Below are 23,772 nucleotides of genomic sequence, written 5' to 3'. Positions count from 1 at the left end.
AGGGCGTCCCGTTCCCCTGGCGCGGGAACAGCCGCCTTGCCCACCATGTTCACGCAGGTCACGAACGCTCACCTCACTGGACACGCCGGGCGCGAGAGCCCGCGTGCTCGTCATGGGGTCAGTGGACGGCGAGGCGGCGTGGGAGGGTGGCCGCCTGCCGGCCCATGGTCCGCTCGGCCGGGCCGCGGCGGTGCGCTATCGGGTCGAGCGTTCTGGTCAGGTGGTGGTGGAACGCCTGGCGGGCGGCGGTGACGCGTACGGGCTCCGGCATGTGGCGGGCGGCCTGCTCGCGCGCGTAAAGGCGGATCAGGTCGGGCATCCGGTAGCGCCGGAACCCGGCGCGTTCGAGCAGGCGGGCGTCCAGGAGCCGGTTGAGCGCGGCTTCCGCGCGCGGCTCGGGCCAGCCGATGACAGCGGACGTGGCGGCCGCCGTGTGGGTGCCGGTGCCCATGAGCCCCAGCAGGTGGAAGGCGTGGCCGGCGTCGGGCTCTCCCCGCAGGTGCTGGAGGCCGGCCGCGATGCTGGTGCGGATCGCCAGGTCGGCGTGTTCGAGGACGTCGAGGCGGCGGGTGTCGTCGGCGAGCTGCTCGGCCAGCGAGGACAACCGCCGGTCGGGCCGGGCGGCCAGGCGCGCCGCGGAGATGCGGAGCGCGAGGGGCAGCCCGCCGCAGAGCCGGACGATCCGCTGAGCCGCCTCCGGCTCGGCGGCGATTCTCGCGGGGTCCACGATGCGGGAGAGCAAGGCGGTGGCGTCGGCGTCGGCCAGCCCGGTCAGGTTCAGCCGGCTCGTGATGCCGAGCGAGGCCATGGCCTGCCGGCTGGTGATGACGGCCGCGCACTTGGGCCCCGCGGGGATGAGCTGACCGACCTGGCCGGCGTCGAGCGCGTCGTCGAGGACGACGAGCAGCTCGCGCGTCGAGGTCAGGGAGCGGTAGCGGGCGGCGGCCTCGTCCAGGGTGGACGGTACGGCGGCGCCGTCCACCCCGAGGGAGCGCAGCAGCCGGCTCAGGGCGTCGTACGGCGTCAGCGGCGTGCGCCCGTCGGTGGCGGCACGCAGGTCGACGTAGAGGACGCCGTCGGCGAACCGCTCGGCGACGCCGTGCGCGGCGTGCACGGCCAGCGCGGACTTGCCGGTCCCGCCGGCCCCGTGGATCGCCGCGACGGACGGCAGTCCCGGCACGGCGTCGGCGAGCGTCCCGCGCAGCCAGGCGATCTCCGTGGCGCGGGCGGTGAACGCCCGGGTGTCGGCGGGGAGCTCGTTGGGGAGGGCGGCCCGCGTGAGGGTGGCGCGCCGCGCCGGGGAGGCCAGGTCGAGCGCGGGGTCGCGCCTGAGCACCGCCTGCTGCATGCGGCGCAGCGCCGCCCCTGGTTCGATGCCGAGCTCGTCGACCATGACGCGGCGCGTCTCCTGGTACACCTCGAGGGCTTCGCACGGCCGGGAGGCCCGGTACATCGCCAGCATCAGCTGGGCGCGCGGCCGCTCGCGCAGCGGGTACGCCTCGGCGTGAGCGGTGAGCACCGGCACCACCGCGTGATGGTCGCCGGACTCCAGCCGCAGGTCGATGTGGTCCTCCAGCGTGGTCAGGCGCTCCTCCTCCAGGCAGGCGCACGCCGCCTGCGCCCACGCGCCGGTCATGCCCTCCAGCGCGTTGCCCCGCCACAACGCCAGAGCCCGCCGGAACAGCTCGTCCGCCGTCGCGATCTCGCCCTGGGCCCGGGCGGCCCGCGCCTGGCCGGCCATGCGGGTGAACAGGTGGGCGTCGACGCTCTCACGGGCGAGGTTGAGCTGGTAGCCACCGGTGACGGTGGTGATGATCTCGTCGTCCTGGTACGGCGCGAGGAGGGCGCGCAGCTTGGACACCACGATGTGCAGCTGCTTGCCCGCCGTCGTCACCGTGGTCTGATCCCACACGTCGGCGAGGATCCGCTCGGCCGGGACCGCCCGGCCGGCGCTGAGCGCCAGCCGGGCCAGCACCCCCACCCGCCGCAGCCCGGCCAGCCTCACCGGCTCGCCGTTCGCCGTGACCTCCCATGGCCCGAGAAACTTGATCTGCAGTCCCATTTGAGCTCCCCCTGTCACAGTGGATGACCGACGCGAGACTCCGTGGTGCCGCGGACGAGAAGGAGGCATGCGCCGGGAAGAGCAGGACGGACGGTCCGCGCCCGCAGCCGTCCTGCCCGGCGGAACTCCTCAGCCGATCACGGGGAACGCGGCCTCACGCACGGTCTGCTCGGACACGAACGGGTCCCCGCCCGCCCGCAGGCTCCCCGGAGCCGTCGGCGTCGGCCGGCGCCGGTCGATCACTCCCCCACGAGTTGCCGCAGGGTCCGCGGGACATCGTGAACGCGCCCGTCCTGAGCATCAACGGCAAAACAGGAACCTTCCTGTGGCCTTCCGTACCCGAGTGGTGCGGACACCCGCCGCCCCTTCGCGGAGGGTGCCGCGCGGCATGGCCGCTGCTGCCGGCAAGTCTAGGAAGGCGGGGGCCGCACTGGTGTCCGGTGAACGCCCTACAACTAGGTCGCCGTCTCGTTGAGCTCGGCGAGCGTGATGAGCCCGTCGTCGAGGGCACGGCCGACCAGTTCGCTCTTGGTGCGGGCGGCCCGCCCAACGTTGGCGTACTTCACCCGGACGCGGGCGATGTAGGTGTCGACGGTCTTGACGGTGATGTTGAGCTTCGCGGCGACGAGCTCCTTGGACGAGGCCACGAACCACGCCCGCAGCACCTCGGTCTCGCGCTGGGACAGGCGCGGCCGGCCGGGGGCGTCGTCGGCGATGAGCGCCCCGGACAGCGACGGCGCGGTGTAGGGCTCGCCCCGCGCGGCCGCCCGGATGGCGGGCACCAGGTGGTCGGGGCCCTCGCGCTTGGTCAGGTAGGCGAGCGCGCCGAGGTCGACGCACTTGATCGCGGTCGCGTCGTCGGTGTGCTGGGAGTACACGATCACGCGGCGGCCGTTGTCGACCAGCCGGCGCAGCTCGCCGAAGTCCGGTCTGCGCGGCACCAGCTCCAGATCGAAGATCACCACGTCGGCGGCGGCTCCGGGGCCGGTCCACACGTCGGCGAGCCGGTCGCCGGCGTCGACGAGCTCGATCGGCGGCACGGCCTGGGAACACCAGGAGCGGACGCCTGCGGCGATGGCCGCGTGATCGTCGACGATCACCACCGTGATCAGCTCGCCGGCTGCGGGCTCGGCTGCCATCGGACCTCCATCCATATCGTGTCGTCGTTGTTCAACGTCTCGACGTGCACTCCCGGCGTCACCGGATCCGGCAGATCCACCTCACCGCTGTCCGCGACGACGCTCACCGACACCAGGTCCGCGCCGCCGACGACCGCGATCCGGGCCCGGGAGGCGGCGGTGGCGAGCACGCTCAGGACCGGCTCGGTGAGGTCGCGCCGGACGGCCACGGGCGGCGTCGGCCAGTGGCCGCGAGCGTCCAGCTCCACGACGACGCCCTTGCGGTCCGCGACATCGGCGCAGTGGCGCAGCTCGTGCACGAGGGGGTTGGCCACGGTGTCGGTCTCGGCGAACAGCCTGCGCATCCGGCCGGCCTCGATCGCGCAGCGCCGCTGGATCGCCGGGTCCTCGGGGCGGAGCGAGCCGTCGGCGAGCCCTTCCAGCAGCGGGATCGTGGTCGCCGACAGCTCGGCGAGCCGCTGCTGCCTGCGGCGGTGGGACTCCGCCGCGACCGCCTCGGCGACGCGTACCCGCTCGATCTCCCGCTGGGAGGCCGCCGAGGCCGCGCTCAGCGAGTTGAGGACGGTCGCCACCACGGCCACGCACAGGGGGAGGCCGATCACGGTCACCGAGCCGGTGGCGAACCGGGCCAGGTCTCCCCGGTTGGGGTCCACCATGAGCAGGTGCGCCAGGGCGGTCAGGTCGTGGGCGAGCAGGAACGCGACGGCGACCCGCAGCGGGCGGTCGAGCAGCACGACGAGGCCCACCCAGGCGGCGGCGCCGAAGAGCCAGTCGGTGTTGGTCGAGGTGCGCCCCTCCGGGAGGGTCACGTACGACAGGACGGACGCGGCGAGCACGACGGCGACGGCGGCCCGGCGGAGCCGTCCCCACGATCGCCGCCGGAGGAGCAGGACGGCCTCGCCGGCGAGCACGGCGGCGAGCACCGCGAAAGCGGCCAGCTGCGCGAGCGGCGACGGGTACGCGTCCAGGTGGCGCAGAATGTTGGACAGCCCCTGCCCGCACACCGTCACCAGGGCGACGAGCAGCGTCGCGACCCGCAGGCCGCGCCGTAACTGCGCCCGCGTCATCTCCTCGGCGGCGTCACCCATCGGCACGCCATTCCATCCGGACGAGGGTGCCCTCGCCCTCGGCGGAGGTGATCGTGACCGTACCGCCGATGCGGCTCATCCTGCCCCGTACGGACTCGCGCAGGCCCCGCCGGGTGACGGACACGTCCGCGGGCGAGAATCCCTTCCCCTGGTCGGCGATGTCGAGCCGCAGCGACCGCGCGTCCCCGGCCAGCCGGACGGCGGCCCGGGTCGTGCCCGCGTGGCGGCGTACGTTGGTGAGGGACTCCCTGGCCGCGTCGGCGATCGCCCTGGCCGCCTCGAACGGCAGCCGCAGCTCAGCCGGGGCGTCGAACTCCACGGTCAGCTGCACGGAATCGAGGTCGGCGCGTAACAGCTCGACGAGGTCGGCGTGCAGGGGTGCGCGCCCGCTGTCGGAGCGGAGCCTGTCGAGGTCGCGGCCCGCCTGCGGGGCCAGCCACTCCGCGTCCGAGCGCACCTGCCCGATGCCGACCATCAGCAGGGTCGTGGCCGCCGTGTCGTGCAACGAGTTGCCGAGCTCGCGTTCCTCGGCTCTGACCGCCTCGGCCACCTGCGACTCGGCGCGTGCCCGTACGGCCTCGGCCGCCATCCGGTCAGCGCGTTCCGCGGCGCGGTGGACGAGCACCCAGGCCGCTCTGGACAGCCCGGCGGCCGGTAACGCCCACACCGTCCCCGTGACCAGGCTGTTGTCCACCTGCGCCGCTCCCGCCGCCGTGAGGAAGCCCACCGCCCCGCCCACTGTCGCCACCGCCGCGAGGCCTCCCGCGAGCGGCGGGGCGTGCCACTGGCACGTCACGCAGGCGAACGTGATCAGGAGCCGCAGCCACCCGGTGTTGCGGTCCTCGACGGCGTCGGTCAGGAAGATGCTCGTGTACAGGCCCAGCAGGACGACCACGTCGAGGGCGACCGCCGCGTGCCCGCGGCCCGCGCGCAGCCACCACGCGTAGCCGCAGGTCCACACCGCCGCGGCGGCGGCCGTCGCCGCGGTGCCCGCGAAATTCTCGGGCGGGGCGCGGAACAGCGCTATCGCGACGATCGGCGCAAGCGTGGCCAGGCGCACCGCGGCCGCGTACCGGCGGCCGAAGCTCTCGAGCAGCCGCGCCGCCTCACCAGCCAACCGTCACCTCGCCACCGACCCTCGCCGCCTCCTTGGGAGGCAGCCTAACGAGTCGCCCGGTACGGGCGCCGTTCTTCGCCCGGGTGACGACGCGCCGCGCCAGCCACGGCGCCACGGTGTCGACCGGATCGGCCAGGATGGCGAAGATCTCAGAGGCGCGCCCCCGCGCCGCCTCCGAGTCGCCATACGTCAGCAGGTCGGTGACCACCATGCCCGGGCTGAGCAGGCCCGCCGTCACCCCGTCGGGAGCCTCCTTGGCCAGGGCCCTGGTCAGGTAGGTGACGGCGCGCTTGGTGGCGCCGTAGACGCCGAGGCCGGGCACGACGCGGCCGTCGCTGCCCAGGCCCTCCATGTTCCAGATGTGGCCGCCGCCCCGCGCCGCCATCCCCGCCGCCGCGACGGCGCACCCGTTCAGCACGCCGAGCAGGTTGACCTCCGCCACCGTGCGCGCCTCGGGCTCGGGCAGCCGCCACAGCGGGACGCGATGGTGTGACACCCCGGCGTTGTTGATCCAGATGTCCACGCGGCCGAAGCGGCGTACGGCCTCGTCCCAGAGCGCCTGGACCTGGGCGCGGTCGGTGGCGTCCGCCACGAGGGCGGGCACGCCGACCTCATTCGTGACCGCGGCGACGCCGGCCTGGCCGGTCCCGCACACCATCACCTGGTGTCCCTGCTCCAGCAGCGCACGGGCCAGGCCGCGCCCCAGGCCGCGGGTGCCCCCGGTGATCACGATCTTCTTCATGCCCCGTGGTCCCCCCGGGCCGCCACGGTGGCCTCGATGCCACGGGTGAGGAACCTGCCGATGGTCTCCCGCTCCTCCGGGCCGAACTCCTCGACCACGGCGGTGAGGTGGCGCCCCAGCGGGGCGAAGAACGCGCGCGCCAGCTCGACCGCGCGCTCGGTGATGACGACTTCGATCTTGCGGCCGTCGGTGGTGCTGCGCCGGCGTCCGGCGTGGCCGGCCTGCTCCAGCCGGTCGATGAGGGCCGTCGTGGCGGGCGCGCTGAGGTTGAGCTTCGCGCCCAGCTCGCCTGGCGAGAGCGCGTGGCCGGCGTGGTGCGCGTCGAGGATCTCCACCAGGGCGTTCAGGTCGGTGCGGTGCAGCCGGTGGGCCACGGCGAAGCCCTCGACGAACCGGTCGCTCTCCACGTTGAGCCGGCGAATGAGCACCATCACCTCGTACGGGGTCACAACCCTCCCTATATATTTCGATGGTGGAAGTACCCTACGGCAAGAAGCACGCGCTGAGCACGGTGAGGCCGGGCACGGCGCTGGCGGCCGGGGTGGCGGCCAGCGCCGTGCTGACCGGCCTGATCTGGCTGCTCGGCCAGCGGCTGCACGGCATCGCGCTGCTGCCCGACCAGGGCGCCTCCTGGTACTACTGGAAGCTGCCCGAGCCCACCGTGTGGACCAGGCTGTCGGCCTGGGCGGGATACGCCGCCCACCAGATCGCGTTCTGGTGGATGATCTACTACGCGCAGACCAGGGTGCGCCGCCACGCCGCCGGCCTGCACCCGATCAACGTCGTGGCCCTGGCCGTCAACACCGGCTTCGTCGCCCTGCACACGCTGCAGACACACCTTTTCTACGACGGCCTGGCCCAGGACGTGTCGATCTACAGCTCCCAGGGCTCTGTGGTGCTCCTCCTGGTCGTCGTCCTGCTCATGGAGAACCGCCGCCGCGGCCTGTTCCTCGGCAGGCCGGCGCCCCTCGGCCGGGAGATCGTCGACTTCGCCCGCCGCTATCACGGCTACCTGTTCAGCTGGGCGGGGGTGTACACCTTCTGGTACCACCCGGCGGAGGCCACCAGCGGCCACCTCATCGGCTTCTTCTACATGTTCCTCCTGCTGCTGCAGGGCAGCCTGTTCCTCACCCGCGCCCACACCAACCGCTGGTGGACGCTGACGCTGGAGCTGACCGTCGTGGTGCACGGCACCCTGGTGGCCGTCATGACCTCCGGCCCCGACGGGATGTGGCCGATGTTCCTGTTCGGCTTCCTCGGCGTCTTCGTGATCACGCAGATGCACGGGCTGGGGCTCTCGCGCGCCGCGCGCCTGCTGCTGGCCGCCGGCTACGCGGGCTCCCTCATGGTCGTGTACGCCCTGCGCGGCGACCTCCTCGGCGGCGCCGGCGAGACGATCAGGATCCCGGCCATCGAGTACGCGCTGGCCGGCGTGCTGGCCCTGCTGCTCTGGGCGGGATTGCGCGTCGCCCGGCTCATCCGCGGGGCCCCGCGGCCGTGACGCCTCAGGCGGACGCCAGCCGGAGCCGGGCCAGCTCCGTCGCGGCCTGGGCGGGGGTCACCCGCTGGAGTTCGGCCGTGTGCAGGAGGTCGGAGACGGTGTGCTCGATCGCCTCGACCCGCTTCCGAGCCTCGTCGGCGCTCTCGTGGTGCAGCTCCACGGCGAGCGTGTTGATCACGCCGCCCGCGCTGACGACGTGGTCGGGCACCCACGCGATGCCGCGCCGGTGCAGCAGGCCCGCCACGTCCTCCGCGGCGAGCTGGTTGTTGGCCGGTCCCGCGATGGCGGCGCAGCGCAGATCGGGCACGACGTCCGCGGTGAGCACGCCGCCGAGCGCCGCGGGGACGACGATGTCGACGTCCGCGGTGAGGGCCTCCTCCGGCGAGACCCAGGTGGCGCCGAGCGTGTCGCTCTCATGCCGCTTCGCCGGGTCGATGTCGGCGACCACGAGCTCGGCCCCCTCGGCGGCGAGCAGGCGGGCCAGCCGCATGCCGACGCTGCCCAGCCCCACGACCGCCAGCCGCGCGCCCCTGAACGCCGCCGTGCCGTGCAGCCGCCGGCGTACGGCGCGCAGGGCCGCCAGCGTGCCGAGCGCGGTGGCCGCCGAGGAGCCGCCACCGCCGTGCCGTTCCGGTCTGCAGAACACGTGCGGGGTCCGTTCCCCGATGACGGCCATGTCCTCGGGGGTCGTCCCGACGTCGGGGCCGGTCGCGTACGTGCCGGACAGGGACGTGATCGCGTCCGCGACGTCGTGCAGGACCATGCGGCGCGTGGCCGCGTCCAGTTCGGCGTCCGCGGGCAGGGCGACGACCGTCTTGCCGCCGCCGTTCGCCAGCCCGGCCACGGCACACTTGGCGGTCATGGCGGCCGACAGCCGCAGCGCGTCGGCGAGCCCGTCACGCCAGTCGGCGTAGCGCCAGACGCGGCATCCGCCGACCGCCTGGCCGAGCTTCGTCGAGTGCACCGCGATGATCACCGGCAGGCCGGACCGGCCGCCGGAGCGGACGACGACGTGCTCGTGCTGGAATCCCGGCATGTGCTGCCCCTTCCGGATGGCTGGTTACCGTGGCAAGAGTCGGCCCTTTGGCACGGGATCGCCATGTGAGCCGAACGATCGGCCGGAAATCAGCCGACATTCCAGCCAACAGCGGGTTTCCCGGCGGCGTGGGCGTCCGGCGCCGACCGAATGGTTGTACGCGCCGAAGGGGCACGCCGATCCGTCGCCGTCCGGATTGGGATCGTGCCGGAGGGTTATCTTCTCCATGTGGAACGACCGCATGCCTGATGAGCGCACCACCCGACTAGGAGCCCCATGCCGATCCTCGCCCGGCCCGCCGCCACCGCCTTCCTGCTGATCGTGCTCACCGGCTGCGCCACCACGCCCACCACGCCGGCCGCGCGCCTCCCCGCCTCACCCAGCGCGCCCGCCGCTGGCCCGCAAGAGACGCCCGCCGGGCCGCGGGCCGCCGACGGGCGCGAGCTGTCGTCGTGCGAGGACGCCGACTGCGAGATCGAGATCCGGGCCGGCGACGAGCTCACCATTGACAAGCGGTTCGGGGTGCGGCGACTGACCATCGGCGCCCTGGAGCCGGACGGAGCGCGGATCACGCTCAGAGGATCCGCCGGGAAGCTGAGCGTCCAGGGGATGAAGGGCGGCATCAGCAGCAACTGCGTCAACGGCCGCTGCCGCGACGAGGGCGAACTGGTGCTCGCCCCTGGCGAGACCGGCCGCATCAACGACATGCGGCTCGACCTCACCCACCTCTCCGGCGACCGCGCCGTCCTGCGCCTCACCCCCGGGTGACGGCGGCCCGCCGCCCCGGCTGATACGTCGAAACGCGTACGTCGGGAGGGCTTGGAGGCGGACGACGGGCGGGAGGCCCGGTTCGTAACCTGACCGGGTCCACGACCTGACCGGGTCCGAAGCCTGACCGTCCGGGACCCGGCCGAGTCCGGGACCCGGCCGGGTCCGAGCCTCCGAGCGCCGAAGTGAGCCCGATGCGACAACGCCTATCCCCCGCCGTCCTCACCGTGTACGTCTGGATCGCCATGGTGGCGTTCGGCGGCATCGCCGTGGAGACGGTCGTCATCTATCCGAACGTCTTCCACGACGTGCCCGCCTCGCTGGCCGAGTCGATGGAGTTCTTCGTCGTGACCGGCCCCGCGGACTTCTTCCCGCCGATGGGCGCGGTGACCGTGGTCGCCTCGGTGGCCGCCCTGGTGCTGGCGTGGCCGGTGCGCGAAACCCGGCTGTGGACCGGTGGGAGCCTGCTGTCGCTGCTGCTGGGCGAGTTCCTGTTCTCGGCTCTCTACTTCTGGCCGCGTAACGACATCATGTTCGAGGAGGGCGCCGCGGTCCATTCGGCGGAGGTGTTGCGGCAGACGGCACTGGAGTTCGAGACCGGTCACTGGGGGCGGCTGGCGATGAGCGCGGTGACCGCCACCCTGGCCTTCACCGGCCTGTGGCGTCTGCACCGCGGCCGCGCCCTGGCCGCCGTCGCGCAAGCGGGAGGCGCGTCGTGACGGCCCGGCTCGGCATCACGGTCTGGGCCGTGTGGGGGCTCGCGCTGCTCGGCGTGCCGCGCGTGGTCGCCCACGATCTGAGGCTCGTCGGCCCGGTGGTGAACGCGTTGCTGGTGTTCGTCCCGATCGCCGTATGGGCGGCCGTGGTGCTCTGGAAGCGGGTGCCCAACCCGTTCATGACGCTGCTCGCCGTAGGGGCCGCCCACGGTGTCCTGCTGGGTGTGACCCATCAGCTATTTTGGGCACGAGCCTTCGGCGGCGACCCTCCCCACCTGGGCGGCAACCTCGCCGGCGCGCTCTCCCCCGCTGTGGAAGGGCTGGTGCTCCGGGCCTTCTCGCTGGGCAGCAGCCTGGTGACCGGGCTCGCGGTCGGCGCGGCCGTCGGCGCGGCGGCCTGGCTGATCAGCAGGATCGTGCCGGGTTTCCGGCCCCGCCCACGACGATGACGGAGGAAGCGTGCGGGGCGAATCACCAGCCCGCCGCGAGTCGGCGGCCGACATCTGCCTGGCCATGCTGGTGCTCGTCGTGGTCGGCACCGCCATCACGGCCGACGTCGGCAGCGCGTCGGCCGGGCCGGGCCTGGCCGCGTACACGTTCGGGGCGTCGTTCGCCGTCCTGATGTTCGCCCGCCGGCGCTGGCCGGTGGCGACGCTCCTGATCACGGCAGCGGCCCTGATCGTCTACTACATGCTGTCCTACCCGCCGATCGGGCTGGCCGCGCCGCTGGCCGCGGCCCTGTACTCCGCGGCGGAGCAGGGCAGGCCGCGCTGGTCCATCGGTACGGCCGTCGCCCTGCTCGTCGTCTCGACCGCACAGCGCATCCTGGAGGGCGACGATCTGGCCTACCTCCTCGGCTTCGAGACCACCACCTCCGCGGGCCTCATGGCCGCCGCGATCGCGCTGGGCGACGGCGTGCGGGCCCGCCGTGCCTGGCGCGCGGAACTGGCCCGGCAGGAGCACGCCGCCCGCCTGGAACGCGAGCGGGAGGCGGCGCGGCGGGTGGAGCAGGAGCGCCTGCGCATCGCCAGGGACCTGCACGATCTGATGGCGCACACGGTGTCGGTGATCTCGTTGCACGCGGACGTGGCGCGCGAGTCGCTGCGCGACGCCCCCGACGTGGCCGAGCGTTCGCTGGCCGCGGCCCGGTCGGCGTGCAGCGACGTGGGCCGCGAGCTACGGCTGACCCTGGGAGCGTTGCGCGCGGGCGACCCCGACGACGGGCCGGCACCAGGGCTGGACCTGCTGGACGCGCTCGTGGCGACCGCCACCGCGGCGGGGCTCGGCGTCGACGTGCGGGCCTCGGGCCGGCCCGAGCGGCTGCCCGCGATCTCGGACGCGACGGCGTACCGGGTGGTGCAGGAGTCGCTGAGCAACGTCCTGCGGCACGCCGGCGCCCGTACGGTCCGCATCGACCTGGACTACGGCACGGACACGTTGCTGCTGCGCGTGAGCGACGACGGCCGCGGGGCCGGCGGCGCCGCGGGGCCGCCGGGTTGGGGGCTGACCGGGATGCGCGAGCGGCTGGCGCTGCTCGGCGGCGACCTGCGGACGTCGTCGCCCGCTGAGGGAGGATTCGTGGTGGAGGCGAGTGTCCCGCTGGAGGACCGCACATGATCCGGGTCGTGATCGTCGATGACCAGCATCTCGTCAGAGAGGGGCTGCGGCTGCTGCTCGAACGCGCCGACGACATCGCCGTGGCCGGTGACGCGGGCGGCGCCGACGCGGGTGTCGAGCTGGTGGCCAGGGTTCGCCCTGACGTGGTGCTCATGGACATCCGCATGCCCGGCCCTGACGGGCTGGACGCCACCCGCCGGATCATGGCCGATCCGGCGCTCCGCGACGTCCACGTGATCGTGCTCACCACCTTCGACACCGACGAGAACATCCAGGAGGCGATCCGGGCCGGGGCCGCGGGGTTCCTGCTCAAGGACACCAGCCCCGAGCGGATGCGGGAGGCGGTGCGGATCGTGGCAAGTGGTGACGCGCTGCTGTCGCCCGCCGTCACCCGGCGCGTCATGCGGGCCGCCGCGGCGGGTCCGCGCCCGTCGTCGCCGGAGCGGCTCGACCGCCTGACGGAACGCGAGCGGGAGGTGCTGGCGGAGGTCGGCGCGGGCCGGAGCAATGCCGAGATCGGCGAGCGGCTGTTCATCAGCGCGGCGACCGCCCGCACCCACGTGGGCCGGCTGCTGACCAAGCTCGGCGCACGTGACCGTTCCCAGCTCGTCGTCCTGGCGTACGAGACGGGCCTGCTCACTCCCGGCTCCGTGACGCCGCCTCCCGCTGATCGGCACGTCCGGTGAAGCCGGCGGGCCGTTCGTTCGTTATAACCTATGACGTCAAGCCTCTTTCCTGGATGCACCGCCGCAAGCCACCGCAATGGCGTATCGAAGGGAAAGGTTGCCCTGGAGCTCGGCGCAGGCGATGACGGCAAGCACGTACGGCTGTTCTGGTCATGACAGGGATCGACGAGACAGGACGACGATGACCGGACCAGCTGCCGAGCCCCACCCCACCAAGGCCGACCACGCCTACCTGCGGGTCAAGGAGCTCATCCTCTCCGGTGAGCTGCCGCCCGCCTCCGTCATCGCGCAGGCACGGCTGGCCCGCGACATCGGCATCAGCACCACTCCCCTGCGCGAGGCCCTGCGCCGCCTCAAGAGCGAAGGGCTGGTCGAGCTGGACGCCCACCGCGACGCCCGCGTCGCCCCGCTCGCCGCGGAAGAGGCGCGCGACCTGCTGGAGCTGCGGCGTTCCCTCGACCCCCTCGCGGTCGCGCTCGCCGCGGAGCGCCGCACCAAGGCCGACATCGCCGCGATGCGCGCCGCCGCGCAAGGGCTCGAGCCGCTGCCCGGCAACCCCGCCTACGAGCACCTCGTCGCCCACCGCACGTTCCACAGGGCCCTCTACTCGGCCTCGCACAACGACCTGCTCATCCAGACGCTCGACAGCCTGTGGGACAAGGCAGACCGCTACCGCCGGCTGGCGCTGGAGGCCGAACGCGGCCAGGACGCCCGCGACCGCAAGACCGCCGAGCACGAGGCGCTGGTCGAGCTGGTGATCGCGGGTGACGCCGAGGGCGCCGCCGCCGTCATGCGCCGGCACATCGACACCAGTCTCGGCGCGCAGGCCGCCTGGCGGTTGCTCGGCGACGACGGCGAGGCCGCCACACGGAAGGAGTGAGGCAGCGCAGGCCGATCACGGATGCCGGAGACCTCGTCATGCCGCCGCTCCCGGGTTTAACTGGATCTCTGACCATCGCCTCGAACCCGAGGACAACGTATGAGAAGAGTCCTGCTCGCCCTCGCCCTGGCTCTCGTCCCCGCCCTGGTCGTCCCGCCGCCGGCGCATGCCCGGCCACCGGCGGTCATCTTCGACACCGACATGGACTTCGACGACGCGGCCACGCTCGCCTACCTCGCCCAGGAAGACCAGGCCGGCCGCATCGACCTGCGCGCCATCACCGTGACGAACAACGGCGCCGGCTTACCCGGCCGGGCGATCCGGCACGCGCGGTGCCTGGCCGAGCGCCTCGGGCTGCGCGACGTCATGATCGCCGACGGGTCGGAGACCGGGCCCAACGCGTTCCCCGCCGACCTTCGCCTGCTCTTCGACCGGGTGCTCGAAGCGGCGACACCCGGATGCGCCGGTGACGAGACGCCGTCGCGGCTGCGCGCCCCGAAGCTGATCGCGAAAGTGCTGCGCGCCGACCCGTCCACCCAGATCATCGCCACCGGCCCGCTCAGCAACGTGGCCGCCGCCCTGCCCTCCTCCGCCTCCCGGCTGACCTCGATGGGCGGAGCCGTCAAGGTGCCGGGCAACCTGTGCTGCGGCACCCCGCCGGAGTTCGACGGCACCCAGGAGTTCAACTACTGGCTCGACCCCGCGGGCGCACGCGCGGCGCTGACCCGCAGCCGGGGCGACGTACGCATGGTGTCGCTGGACGCCGCCAACGAGGTGCCCATCACCGCCGCGTTCCTCGACCGGCTCGGCGCCGACCACCGCACTCCGGCCGCCGACACCGTGCTGGAGATCGTCACCCATCCCGAGGTCCAGCCGCTGATCGCCGACGGCCTGCTCTACTGGTGGGACCCGCTGGCGGCGATGAGCGCCGTCCGTCCCGGGCACGTCGAGTTCACCAGAGGACGCGTGGACGTGGTGCCGGACGGCCCGTCCGCCGGCCGTACGGTCCTGTCGCCCTCGGGGCGCATGCTCAGGTACGGCGTCACCGCCGACACCGCCGCCTTCGAGCGGCGTTTCCTCGACACCCTCAACGGCCGGACCTAGCAGACGCCGCGTGACGGCCCGGGCGCACGCGGTCGCCGTCTACGTCGTCTGTCGCGGTCGACCCGGCCGGATCGCACCGGTTGGAACGGGTCATATGACCACGAGAGCCCCCGGCGGACCCGCTGTAGCATGACGCCAAACACGACGGGTCCGGTGATACGGGGCCTGGGACGACGCTGAGGTGACAGTCGATGACGCCGCTGGACCAGCTACCCGAGATCCGCACCGAGCTGTACATCGACGGCGAGAGCCACGGCGCGGGCGACTCGCTGCAGGTGATCGACCCGGCCGACGGCACGTCAGTCGTCGGCTACGCGGCGGCCGCCGACGCCAAGCAGGCCACGTCGGCGGTCGCCGCCGCCCACCGGGCGTTCCCCGCCTGGTCGGCCCGTACGCCGGAGGAGCGCGCGGCGGCGCTGGTCGCCGCGCTGGCGCCGCTGGAGGCGGAACGGGCGGCGACGGCCGAGATCCTCACCCGCGAGAACGGCAAGATCCGGTTGGAGTCCCACATCGACTCCGTCGTCTTCGAGCACCGTTTCCAGCTGGCCGCGGGGCTGGCCGGCGAGGTCGGGCAGCTGACCGTCCTGCCGGCGCCGCCGTACCGCACGGAGATCTCCCACGTGCCGCTGGGCGTGGTGACGATCATCGTGCCGTTCAACTGGCCGCTGGCGATCCTGGCCGCCTCGCTGCCGCAGGCGCTGATAGCCGGCAACACCGTCGTGGTGAAGCCTCCGCCCACGACCCCGCTGGCGACCGTGCGCACCGTGGAGCTGGTGGCGCGCGCGCTGCCGCCGGGCGTGCTCAACGTCGTCACCGGGACGGACGCGCAGATCGGCGCGGCGCTGATCCAGGACGACCGGGTCAGGAAGGTCTGCTTCACCGGCAGCCCGGCCGGCGGCAAGCGCATCATGTCCATGGCCGCGGACTCCCTGACCCGGGTGGCGCTGGAGCTGGGCGGCAACGACCCGGCGATCGTGCTGGACGACGCCGATCTCGGCCCTGACGCGATGCACCGCCTGTTCGCGGGCACGTTCGACTCGACCGGGCAGATCTGCATGGCGATCAAGCGCCTTTACGTGCACCGGTCCCGCTACGACGAGGTGGTGGAGGGCCTGTCCGGGCTGCTCGCCGCGACCCGGCTGGGCCACGGCCTGGACGAGCGGGTGACCATGGGCCCCCTGCACAGCCGGCGGCAGCTGGCGTACGTGCAGGAGCTGCTCGGCCAGGCCCGCTCTTCGGGGGCCGAGGTGCGGGAGTTCGGCGCGCCCGCCGAGGGCGCCGACCTCTCCAGGGGCAACTTCCTGCGGCCGTCGCTGGTGCTGGACCCGGCCGACGACACGCGGGTGGTGACGGAGGAGCAGTTCGGCCCGACGCTGCCGATCCTGCCGTTCGACGACGAGGACGACGCCGTGGCCCGCGCGAACGACACCTGGTCGGGGCTGTGCTCCTCGGTGTGGACGGACGATCCCGGCCGTGCCGCGGCCCTGGCGGCGCGGTTGCGGACCGGCTACACGTTCGTCAACGCGCACGGGGCCGGGAGCCTGGACGAGCGGGCGCCGTTCGGCGGCTTCAACCACAGCGGCATGGGCCGGGAGATGGGCATCGAGGGGATCCGCGAGTTCATGGACACCCACTCCGTCGGTTTCCCCTCCTGACGTCGCGCACGATCGCGTCCAAGGTTCCCTGAAGTTTTCGTCATATGGCCGTCCTCCCGGCTGTCTCGTGTTTCCTCACGCCTTCTCGGGCTACGACAGCAGTGCCGGGCATGTCGGCTTCGTGACGGCAGGAAGACGAGTGACATGACGGCGATGGACGGGCCTGTCAGCGACGCGTTGCTGAAGATGGGGCGGCATCTCCGGTCCGGGACGGTCTCGCCGGATCTGCGCACCCTGCACCAGGTGGGCGGGCGCCAGGCCGACGCGTTCTACCGCGACCGCTGGAGCCACGACAAGGTGGTGCGCTCGACCCACGGCGTGAACTGCACGGGCTCGTGCTCGTGGAAGGTCTACGTCAAGGACGGGATCATCACCTGGGAGGCGCAGGAGACCGACTACCCGAGCGTCGGCGGCGACCGCCCCGAGTACGAGCCGCGTGGCTGCCCGCGCGGCGCCGCCTTCTCCTGGTACACGTACTCGCCCACCCGGGTGCGCTACCCCTACGCGCGCGGCGTACTGGTGGAGATGTACCGCGAGGCGAGGGCCAGGCTCGGCGACCCGGTCGAGGCGTGGGCGGAGATCACCACGGATCCGGCCAGGCGGGAGCGGTACCAGTCCGCGCGGGGGAAGGGCGGGCTGGTCAGGATCGGCTGGGACGAGGCCGTCGAGATCGTCGCCGCGGCCCACGTGCACACGATCAAGGAGTACGGCCCCGACCGCGTGGCGGGTTTCTCCCCGATCCCCGCCATGTCGATGGCCTCGCACGCGGCCGGCGCCCGGTTCGTCTCGCTGATCGGCGGCGCGATGTTGTCGTTCTACGACTGGTACGCCGACCTGCCGGTGGCCTCGCCCCAGGTGTTCGGCGACCAGACCGACGTGCCCGAGTCGGCCGATTGGTGGGACGCCTCGTACCTGCTGGTGTGGGGCTCCAACGTGCCCGTCAAAGGGCTCTACCACCTGCTCGCCGTCGTCCTCGGCACGATCGTGGGCGTGGCGACGGTGGGCGGCATGGCGATCCTGATCTACCGGCGGCGCACCGTCGGCCCGGTCTTCATGGCGACCACCCGCAACGACAAGCTGATGTACGCCGTGCTGGCCCTCACGATCGCCCTCGGCCTGGCCGCGACGGTCATGGCCAACCTCGTCGGCGGCGGCTACGACTACCGCAACACCGTCTCGCCGTGGTTCCGGTCGATCTTCTACTTCCGGCCGGAACCGGCGCTGATGGCCGGCGCTCCCCTGCTGTTCCAGCTGCACGCGCTCAGCGCGCTGGTGTTGTTCACGATCTGGCCGTTCACCCGGCTGGTGCACATGCTGACCGCTCCCGTGGGCTACCTCACCCGCCCGTACATCGTCTACCGCAGCAGGGACGAGGCGCGGCCGGCCACCCGGCGCGGCTGGGAACCCTCCCGCTAGGTCACGGGCAGGGCCGTGGCCAGCAGGATGACGCCGAGCGACCCGGCCAGCGAGGCCATCGCCATGGCCCTGGCCGGCGCCGGCCGGCCCTTGGCACTGGCCACGCCGTGCAGCGCGGCGGCGGCCATCACCGCGCAGAACAGCAGCAGCTTGGCCGCCAGGATCCGGCCGTAACCGGGGTCGGCGAGCGAGGCCCAGGTGACGCCCTTGTGCCCGGCGATGGCCACCCCGGTGACGACCTGGACGGGCAGGAGCACCGCCGCGGTGAAGAGGCCGAACCGGCGGCCGACCGCGTTCAGCACCTCGCGCCGCCGCTGCGCGTCCATCGACCGGCGGACGACGGGCAGGAGCACCAGCGACACGGTGAGCTGCCCGCCGACCCACAGCGCCGCCGACAACACGTGCAGGAACCGGACCGCCGACCACCACGTCATCTCACGCCCACCTCTCCGCTCCGGTCATCGACCAGACGATAGGGGGTACGGGCCGCGCCCCGTCAGGGACGGTGGACGTCCCGGTACCAGTCGAGGATCTGCTCGCCGGTCATGAACGCGACGTCCCTGTGGGCCCTGATGTGCTGCAGGGCCTGCTCGAAATACCGCAGCCGGTGCGGGACACCCATGATGTACGGGTGCACGACCAGCGCCATCACCCTGGCCGAGTCCGCGGAGTCCTTGTAGATCTGGTCGAACTGGTCGACGGCGCGCTGGAAGTACTCGCGGGCCGGATGGTGCTGGATCAGCATCATCGCGACGTCGTTGCACTCCTGGGTGTAGGGGAGGTTCACGATGGGCGACGTCCTGGTGGCCAGCTCCACGGGCTGGTCGTCGAGCACCCAGTCGCAGACGTACTCGTACCCCTCCTCGACCAGGATGTCGGGCGTCTCCCAGGTCTCGGTCAGCCCCGGGCCGAGCCATCCGCGCGGGCGGCGGCCCGTCGCCGTCTCGATCGCCTTGGTGGTGGCCTGGATGTCGGCCCGCTCGTCCTCGACCTTCTGCATGTTCTTCTGGGTGAAGCCGTGGCCGACGAACTCCCACCCGCGGTCCTGGGCGGCCCTCGCGATCTGCGGGTAGTGGGTGACGGCCTGGCCGTTGATCGCCAGCGTGCCGGTCACCTCCTGCCGGTCCATGGCCTCGATCATGCGCCACACGCCGACGCGGTTGCCGTACTCGTGCCACGCCCAGTTGGGCACGTCGGGGGCGGGGATGCCGCCGGCCGGCGGGGTGAGCACCGTCCTCGGCATCGGGTCGGTGTCGGACCAGGTCTCCACGTTGACGATGACCCAGACCGCCATGCGCTCGCCGGCGGGCAGGCGGAGCGCGGGGCGGCCCTCGATGGGGTCGTACTCAAGCCGTTCGCTGGGACGCATGGGTGTCTCCTTCGACGATGGTGACGGTCAGGGAGGGCAGGCCGGTGATCTCGACGCGGACGCGGTCGCCGGGCAGCACGGGGCCGACGCCCGCCGGGGTGCCGGTGTAGATCAGGTCGCCCGGCATCAGCCGGAACGAGCGCGACAGGTGGCTGATGATCTCGGGGACGTTCCAAATCATCAGCTCCAGCCCGGTGTGCTGGCGCCGCTCGCCGTCGACGGTCAGCAGCAGCTCTCCGGACAGTGGCTCCGAGCCGGGCAGGATCGGGCCGCAGGGGGCCGAGTGGTCGAACGACTTGCCGGCCTCCCACGGGTGGGCCCGCTCGCGGCAGTCCCGCTGGCGGTCGCGCCGGGTCAGGTCGATGCCGGCGGCGTGACCGAAGACGAGCCCGTACGCGTCCCGCACGCCGACATCCGCGCCCTCGGCGCCGATGGCGACGACCAGCTCGCCCTCGTAGTGCAGGTCCCCGGTCTGCGGCGGGTAGGGCACCTCGCCGCCGTCGGTCACGACCGCGTCGGCCGGCTTCTGGAAGAAGAAGGGGTCGTCGCGCTCGTCGCCCTCCTTCATCTCCCTGATGTGGTCGAGGTAGTTGCGGCCGACGCAGTAGACGCGGCGTACGGGGAAACGGTCGGGGCTGCCGCTCACGGGCAGCGTGACCTGGGTGGCTTGCCAGAGCATCAGTGAACCTCGGGAGTGGTGGTCTTGCTGAACAGGTCGGGGCGCAGCGCGAGCGCCAGCGCGGCGCCCAGCACCGAGAAGCCGACGATCTGCACCATGCCCGCGCCGACCCAGCCGGCGGCCTCGACCAGGGTGCTGAAGAGCAGGCCCGCGACGCCGGCCGCCACGTAGATGCAGGTGACGAAGAGCCCGGCGGCCCGGCTGACGATCTCGCTGCCGGCCGACTTGACGAGGTAGCTGGCCGCTGCCACGTACATGCCGGCGCTGGCGAACAGCCCGAACAGGAACGAGAAGGTCGCCTGCCAGGGGGTGGAGGCGGACCCGAGGAAGAGGGCGCAGCCGCTGGCGGCCACGCCGAGGTTGAGCACCGTCAGCACGACCCTCGGGCTGAACCGGTCGGCGAGGTGGCCGCCGACCGGGGAGGCGAAGGCCGCCAGGCCGGACAGGCCGATGACGAACCCGGCGCCGCCGGGGCTGTAGTCGAGCTGGTCGCGCAGGTAGCTGGCGTACAGGCCGATGAAGGCGAAGTCGGCCAGCCCGAACAGGGCCGTGATGACGGCCAGCACGAGCGGGTTGCGCGACAGGAGCCGGCGCGCGCCGCCGACGTGCCTGGACGTGGTCTCGGCCGGGTCGATCTCGGTCAGCCGCGGCGAGACCAGGAACACGATGGCCAGCGCCAGCGCGACGCCGATGAGGGCGTAGGCGATCATCGGGGCCCGCCACGTGCCGTACCCCTCCAGCAGGACGCTGCCGAGCGAGGGGCCGATGATCGAGCCGGCCGCGAAGGCCATGTTGACGCTGCCGATCGCCACGCCGCGGCGGGCGGGGAAGGCGCTCGACGCGACCGCGATGATCATCGCTAGCTGCAGTGCCTCGCCGACGCCGGACAGCACGCGCCACACCAGCATGTCGAAGAATCCGATCGAGACCACGGTGAGCGCGGTCGCGAGAGAGAACACCAGCGTGCCGACGACGATCGTGCGCTTGCGCCCGAGCCTGCGCTGGAGGTATCCGGCGGGCAGTCCGGCCAGGCCCATGCCGATGGCGAACACGGTGGCCTGCAGGCCCGCCGACTCCAGGCTGAAGCCGTACTCGGCGCGGACCTCGACGAGCAGGATGGGGAAGACCATCCGGTCCATCGCGTTGACGGTGTAGGCCAGCAGCAGCAGGCCGAACATGGCGACCGCGACTCTGGGCGCGAGTGCGCTCCGCGCGGCCGTGGGGTGGGGGGCGGTCATTGCAGACTCCTTTCGCCTGCGGTGGTTGACGGCGTGGTCGATGAAGGGGGCCAGTCGCCTGCCGCCGCGGCCCTGCCGAGCAGGGCGTCCCGGCGGACCGCTGCCATGGCGACAGGGTCCGGCTCGCCTTCGTCCAGCACGAGCCCGCCCTGCCGCTTCAGTACGCGGCCGTCGGCGATGACGGTGTCGATGTTGTCGACCTGGCCGGTGTAGACGAGCGCCTCGACCGGGTCGCCCGAGGGGACCAGGTTGATGTCGGACGCCCGCAGGATCACGAGGTCGGCGCGCTTGCCGGGGGTGACAGAACCGATGGTGTCGTGGAGGCCGAGATCCCTGGCCCCGTCGATGGTGGCCAGCTGGAGCAGCCGGCGCGGGGTGACCGTGCCGGACCCCGTACGCGCCGCCTCCACTGAGACGATCATGCGCAGGTGGCCGAGGATGTCGGCGCTGGTCGGCATGGCGAGCGTGTCGAGGGAGAGCGAGACCGGCACGCCCGCCTCCAGCAGCTCCGTGAGCAGCGGGAAGCCCATGGTGCGCAGCTCGGTCATCGGGCTCAGCGACACCCTGGTGCCGGTGCGGGCCAGCGCCTCGACGTCGCGGGCGTCGGCGTGCACGGCGTGGACGACCTGCACGTCCTCGCCCAGCAGGCCCAGCTCCTCCAGGCGGACGAGGCCGCAGGCGCGGCAGCCCTCCTCGCGCAGGCACCGGTCGCAGTGCATGGTGATGGGCAGCCCGAGCGCGCGGGCCTCGGCCCACTCGCGCTCGTACACCTCGGGAGGCGTCCGGTACGGCCCGCGCAGCGCGACGCCGAAGTCCAGCCTGCCGTCGAGCTGCTCGTCGGGCCAGCGCGCCCGCAACTTGCGAAGGTCGTCGAGGTCGTTGGTGGCCTCGGGCGGCGCCGAGTCCGGCGGGCCGTACGAGAAGCGCCCGCGCAGGCCGGAGTCCAGGTGCGCCTGGATGTTGGCGTCGGCGTCCTGGGGGCCGCGGACGTTGTGGTCGAAGTTGTGCACCGTCGTGATGCCGCCGCTGATCGCCTCGGCCAGCCCGAACCGGGCCGCCCAGTAGAAGTCGCCCAGCTCGAAGTGGGGTGCGAGAGCCCGCTTGACGGTGAAGTAGCCGGTGCCGGGACGGTCGCCGACCGTGCCGCGGAGCAGGGAGTTCCACAGGTGCCAGTGAGTGTCGACGAAGCCGGGCAACGTGATCGTGCCCGTGCCGTCGATCACTTCCGCGTCCGCGGCGTCGCGCGCGCCGGCGTGCGGGCCGATTTCGGCGATCCGCCCGTCACGCACCAGGACGTCGGCGCCCGCGACGTCGCCGACCGCGGGGTCCATGGAGATCAGGTGCGTGCCGGTGATGAGAAGGTCGGGTCGTTCGCGCATGGTCACCTCACGAAGAGCGCGACGGACAGGATGAGACCGAAGCCGACGATGAGCCACCGTAAGACGTGGGGCGGCACGCGCCGGGCGAGCACCACTCCGCTCCGGCCGCCCGCCAGCCCGGTGAGCGACATGACGGCGACCGGGATCCACTCGACGGGGCCGAAGACGGAGAAGCACAGGGCCGAGACCAGGCCGACGACCAGGGACAGCGCGCTCTTGAGCGCGTTGAGCCTGTGCAGGTCGTCCGCCAGGAACGTGCCCAGGACGGCGAGCATCATGACACCGAGCCCGGCGGCGAAGTAGCCGCCGTACATCGCGACCACGAACTGGCCGGCCAGCAGCGCGTGACCGCCGCCCGCCGCCGTGTCCCTGCCGATGCGCCGTGCCAGGCTCTCCTGCAGGGCCAGGGCGACGACGGAGACGAGGACGAGGAACGGGACGACCGACTCGAACTGGTCGGGGGGCGCGGCGAGCAGGATCGCCGACCCGCACGCGGCGCCGCAGGCGCTGACCACGGCGAGCCGCGGGACCCTCGGGCGCACGGCGGGCAACTCGTCGCGGTAGCCGGCCAGCCCGCCGACGTAGCCGGGCAGGGTGGCCAGCGCGCTCGTGACGTTGGCGGCGATGGGCGAATATCCCATCGCCATGAGCGCGGGGAACGAGATCAGCGAACCGCCCCCCGCGACACCGTTCACGGCGCCGGCCAGGAAGCCGGCACCGGCGAGAACGAGCAGCTGCAGCGGGTCGAGCATGTCGTCCTCCCTCCGGCTTCCGGCTCACGTGTGAGGCAACGTATTCATTGCATGCAATGCATGTCAAGAGTGTTCGAAGGGCGATTGCATGCAATGTATACTCGCCGCATGGCGGTCTCTTCCGAATCCCAGCCGGGCAGCGCCCATGCGGTCTACGTGGCGCTGCGCCATCGGTTCGCGGAGGGGCGATACGCCCCCGGCCAGCGGCTGACGGAGGCGGCCGTGGCCGCCGACCTGGGCGTCAGCCGCACTCCCGTACGCGAGGCCATCGGCAGGTTACTGGCCGAAGGGCTGGTCATCCCGGCCGCCCGCGGCGTCGCCGTCGCGGCGCTGACCGCCGCCGAGGCGAAGCACCTGTTCGTCCTGCGCGCCACACTCGAAGCGCTGGCCGCCGAGCTGGCCGCCACCCGGCAGGCGCGGGGACAACTGCCCCCCGCCGACATCGACGCGCTCGACCGGGCCGTCGACGCGGTCGAGGCGGCCGTGCAGACCCACGACGCCCACGCCTCCGCCCAGGCCAACCTGGCCCTGCACCGCGCCATCGGGGCGGCGGCCGGCAACCCGTTCCTCGAGGACACCCTGCACCGGGTGTGGGACCGCATCGCGGTCACGACCGTGGCCAACCTCGACGACCCGCACTGGGCCGGCGCGATCACCGAACAACACCGGGCCATCGTCGCCGGGATCCGCGCCGGGGATCCGGCGGCGGCCGGGAGTGCGGCCAAAGCCCACATCGAGGCCGCGGGGCGGGCGTACAAACCGGCCCGGGAGAACGAACCCCGAACCGCCGCGACCACGCAACCCACCCGCTGAACCCGCCCGCTGAAC

24 protein-coding genes and 1 pseudogene are annotated in these 23,772 nt (G+C 72.8%); 12 read left to right on the top strand and 13 right to left on the bottom strand.

What is annotated here, in order from left to right; genetic code table 11:
• Nucleotides 1–118: 118 nt before the first annotated feature.
• From E1292_RS03390 to E1292_RS03365, 6 genes are all read right to left on the bottom strand, one after another.
• Nucleotides 119–2,062, bottom strand: a complete 1,944-nt coding sequence (locus E1292_RS03390) for an AfsR/SARP family transcriptional regulator (RefSeq protein ID WP_165974348.1) — start codon at nucleotides 2,060–2,062, stop codon at nucleotides 119–121.
• A 455-nt stretch (nucleotides 2,063–2,517) separates the two neighbouring features.
• Nucleotides 2,518–3,201, bottom strand: a complete 684-nt coding sequence (locus tag E1292_RS03385) for a response regulator (RefSeq protein ID WP_181958179.1) — start codon at nucleotides 3,199–3,201, stop codon at nucleotides 2,518–2,520.
• Nucleotides 3,171–4,295, bottom strand: coding sequence for a hypothetical protein (locus E1292_RS03380; protein ID WP_132591864.1), 1,125 nt, complete (start codon nucleotides 4,293–4,295; stop codon nucleotides 3,171–3,173). The genes E1292_RS03385 and E1292_RS03380 overlap by 31 nt, the downstream gene beginning before the upstream one ends.
• Nucleotides 4,282–5,406, bottom strand: a complete 1,125-nt coding sequence (locus E1292_RS03375) for a sensor histidine kinase (protein WP_132591862.1) — start codon at nucleotides 5,404–5,406, stop codon at nucleotides 4,282–4,284. Before E1292_RS03375 ends, E1292_RS03380 begins: the two co-directional genes overlap by 14 nt.
• The gene (locus E1292_RS03370) at nucleotides 5,396–6,148 is read right to left on the bottom strand and encodes an SDR family oxidoreductase (RefSeq protein ID WP_132591860.1); all 753 of its coding nucleotides are present in this window, start codon (nucleotides 6,146–6,148) and stop codon (nucleotides 5,396–5,398) included. The genes E1292_RS03375 and E1292_RS03370 overlap by 11 nt, the downstream gene beginning before the upstream one ends.
• Nucleotides 6,145–6,597 (bottom strand): MarR family winged helix-turn-helix transcriptional regulator, encoded by a 453-nt coding sequence (locus E1292_RS03365; RefSeq protein WP_246089896.1) that lies wholly within the window; start codon nucleotides 6,595–6,597, stop codon nucleotides 6,145–6,147. Before E1292_RS03365 ends, E1292_RS03370 begins: the two co-directional genes overlap by 4 nt.
• Before the next feature lie 23 nt (nucleotides 6,598–6,620).
• Here E1292_RS03365 and E1292_RS03360 point away from each other — a divergent pair, with 23 nt between their 5' ends.
• Nucleotides 6,621–7,649 carry a hypothetical protein gene (locus E1292_RS03360; RefSeq protein ID WP_246089895.1) on the top strand — a complete coding sequence of 343 codons (1,029 nt, stop codon included), beginning with the start codon at nucleotides 6,621–6,623 and terminating at the stop codon, nucleotides 7,647–7,649.
• A 4-nt stretch (nucleotides 7,650–7,653) separates the two neighbouring features.
• Here E1292_RS03360 and E1292_RS03355 read toward each other — a convergent pair whose 3' ends face one another.
• The gene (locus E1292_RS03355) at nucleotides 7,654–8,685 is read right to left on the bottom strand and encodes a Glu/Leu/Phe/Val dehydrogenase dimerization domain-containing protein (protein WP_132591858.1); all 1,032 of its coding nucleotides are present in this window, start codon (nucleotides 8,683–8,685) and stop codon (nucleotides 7,654–7,656) included.
• A gap of 276 nt (nucleotides 8,686–8,961) precedes the next feature.
• Between E1292_RS03355 and E1292_RS03350 the strand changes: the two genes are divergently transcribed.
• The 10 genes and pseudogenes from E1292_RS03350 to narI all read left to right on the top strand — a co-directional run bounded on the left by E1292_RS03350 (nucleotide 8,962) and on the right by narI (nucleotide 17,527).
• On the top strand, nucleotides 8,962–9,453 hold the full coding sequence (locus tag E1292_RS03350) for a hypothetical protein (RefSeq protein ID WP_132591856.1): 492 nt from the start codon (nucleotides 8,962–8,964) through the stop codon (nucleotides 9,451–9,453).
• A gap of 194 nt (nucleotides 9,454–9,647) precedes the next feature.
• Entirely contained in the window at nucleotides 9,648–10,172 is a 525-nt protein-coding gene (locus E1292_RS03345; protein ID WP_132591854.1) for a DUF1772 domain-containing protein, read from the top strand.
• The gene (locus E1292_RS03340; RefSeq protein ID WP_132591852.1) at nucleotides 10,169–10,618 is read left to right on the top strand and encodes a hypothetical protein; all 450 of its coding nucleotides are present in this window, start codon (nucleotides 10,169–10,171) and stop codon (nucleotides 10,616–10,618) included. Before E1292_RS03345 ends, E1292_RS03340 begins: the two co-directional genes overlap by 4 nt.
• 10 nt (nucleotides 10,619–10,628) lie before the next feature.
• Nucleotides 10,629–11,786: a sensor histidine kinase gene (locus E1292_RS03335; protein WP_220446641.1), complete on the top strand. Its 1,158-nt coding sequence runs from the start codon at nucleotides 10,629–10,631 to the stop codon at nucleotides 11,784–11,786.
• Nucleotides 11,783–12,472, top strand: a complete 690-nt coding sequence (locus E1292_RS03330) for a response regulator (RefSeq protein WP_132591850.1) — start codon at nucleotides 11,783–11,785, stop codon at nucleotides 12,470–12,472. Before E1292_RS03335 ends, E1292_RS03330 begins: the two co-directional genes overlap by 4 nt.
• Nucleotides 12,473–12,653: 181 nt before the next feature.
• Nucleotides 12,654–13,352, top strand: a complete 699-nt coding sequence (locus tag E1292_RS03325) for a GntR family transcriptional regulator (protein ID WP_132591848.1) — start codon at nucleotides 12,654–12,656, stop codon at nucleotides 13,350–13,352.
• Between the two features lie 99 nt (nucleotides 13,353–13,451).
• The gene (locus tag E1292_RS03320; RefSeq protein ID WP_132591846.1) at nucleotides 13,452–14,456 is read left to right on the top strand and encodes a nucleoside hydrolase; all 1,005 of its coding nucleotides are present in this window, start codon (nucleotides 13,452–13,454) and stop codon (nucleotides 14,454–14,456) included.
• 191 nt (nucleotides 14,457–14,647) lie between these two features.
• Nucleotides 14,648–16,111, top strand: coding sequence for an aldehyde dehydrogenase family protein (locus tag E1292_RS03315; RefSeq protein WP_132591844.1), 1,464 nt, complete (start codon nucleotides 14,648–14,650; stop codon nucleotides 16,109–16,111).
• 144 nt (nucleotides 16,112–16,255) lie between these two features.
• Nucleotides 16,256–17,053, top strand: a pseudogene (locus E1292_RS52505) (molybdopterin-dependent oxidoreductase); the annotation flags it as partial.
• Nucleotides 17,030–17,527 carry a respiratory nitrate reductase subunit gamma gene (narI, locus tag E1292_RS52500; protein WP_246089908.1) on the top strand — a complete coding sequence of 166 codons (498 nt, stop codon included), beginning with the start codon at nucleotides 17,030–17,032 and terminating at the stop codon, nucleotides 17,525–17,527. The pseudogene E1292_RS52505 and the gene narI, both read left to right, overlap by 24 nt.
• Here the strand turns inward: narI and E1292_RS03305 are convergent.
• The 6 genes from E1292_RS03305 to E1292_RS03280 all read right to left on the bottom strand — a co-directional run bounded on the left by E1292_RS03305 (nucleotide 17,524) and on the right by E1292_RS03280 (nucleotide 22,944).
• The gene (locus E1292_RS03305) at nucleotides 17,524–17,961 is read right to left on the bottom strand and encodes a hypothetical protein (protein WP_132591840.1); all 438 of its coding nucleotides are present in this window, start codon (nucleotides 17,959–17,961) and stop codon (nucleotides 17,524–17,526) included. The genes narI and E1292_RS03305 overlap by 4 nt on opposite strands.
• Nucleotides 17,962–18,023: 62 nt before the next feature.
• Nucleotides 18,024–18,896, bottom strand: coding sequence for a polysaccharide deacetylase family protein (locus E1292_RS03300; protein WP_132591838.1), 873 nt, complete (start codon nucleotides 18,894–18,896; stop codon nucleotides 18,024–18,026).
• Complete coding sequence (locus E1292_RS03295; RefSeq protein ID WP_132591836.1) at nucleotides 18,874–19,575, bottom strand: fumarylacetoacetate hydrolase family protein; 702 nt, start codon at nucleotides 19,573–19,575, stop codon at nucleotides 18,874–18,876. Before E1292_RS03295 ends, E1292_RS03300 begins: the two co-directional genes overlap by 23 nt.
• Nucleotides 19,575–20,813, bottom strand: a complete 1,239-nt coding sequence (locus E1292_RS03290; RefSeq protein ID WP_132591834.1) for an MFS transporter — start codon at nucleotides 20,811–20,813, stop codon at nucleotides 19,575–19,577. The genes E1292_RS03295 and E1292_RS03290 overlap by 1 nt, the downstream gene beginning before the upstream one ends.
• A complete protein-coding gene (locus E1292_RS03285) occupies nucleotides 20,810–22,192 on the bottom strand; it encodes an amidohydrolase family protein (protein ID WP_132591832.1) in 1,383 nt (460 codons plus the stop codon). The genes E1292_RS03290 and E1292_RS03285 overlap by 4 nt, the downstream gene beginning before the upstream one ends.
• Before the next feature lie 2 nt (nucleotides 22,193–22,194).
• Nucleotides 22,195–22,944: a sulfite exporter TauE/SafE family protein gene (locus E1292_RS03280; protein ID WP_132591830.1), complete on the bottom strand. Its 750-nt coding sequence runs from the start codon at nucleotides 22,942–22,944 to the stop codon at nucleotides 22,195–22,197.
• Between the two features lie 108 nt (nucleotides 22,945–23,052).
• Here E1292_RS03280 and E1292_RS03275 point away from each other — a divergent pair, with 108 nt between their 5' ends.
• Nucleotides 23,053–23,757 (top strand): GntR family transcriptional regulator, encoded by a 705-nt coding sequence (locus E1292_RS03275; protein WP_165974347.1) that lies wholly within the window; start codon nucleotides 23,053–23,055, stop codon nucleotides 23,755–23,757.
• Nucleotides 23,758–23,772: the final 15 nt, after the last annotated feature.

Origin of the sequence: Nonomuraea deserti, assembly GCF_004348685.1 — a bacterium.
Taxonomy (GTDB): Bacteria; Actinomycetota; Actinomycetes; order Streptosporangiales; family Streptosporangiaceae; genus Nonomuraea; species Nonomuraea deserti.
Note: the sequence above shows the minus strand (reverse complement) of the source record. Positions and strands in the feature narration are given on the sequence as shown.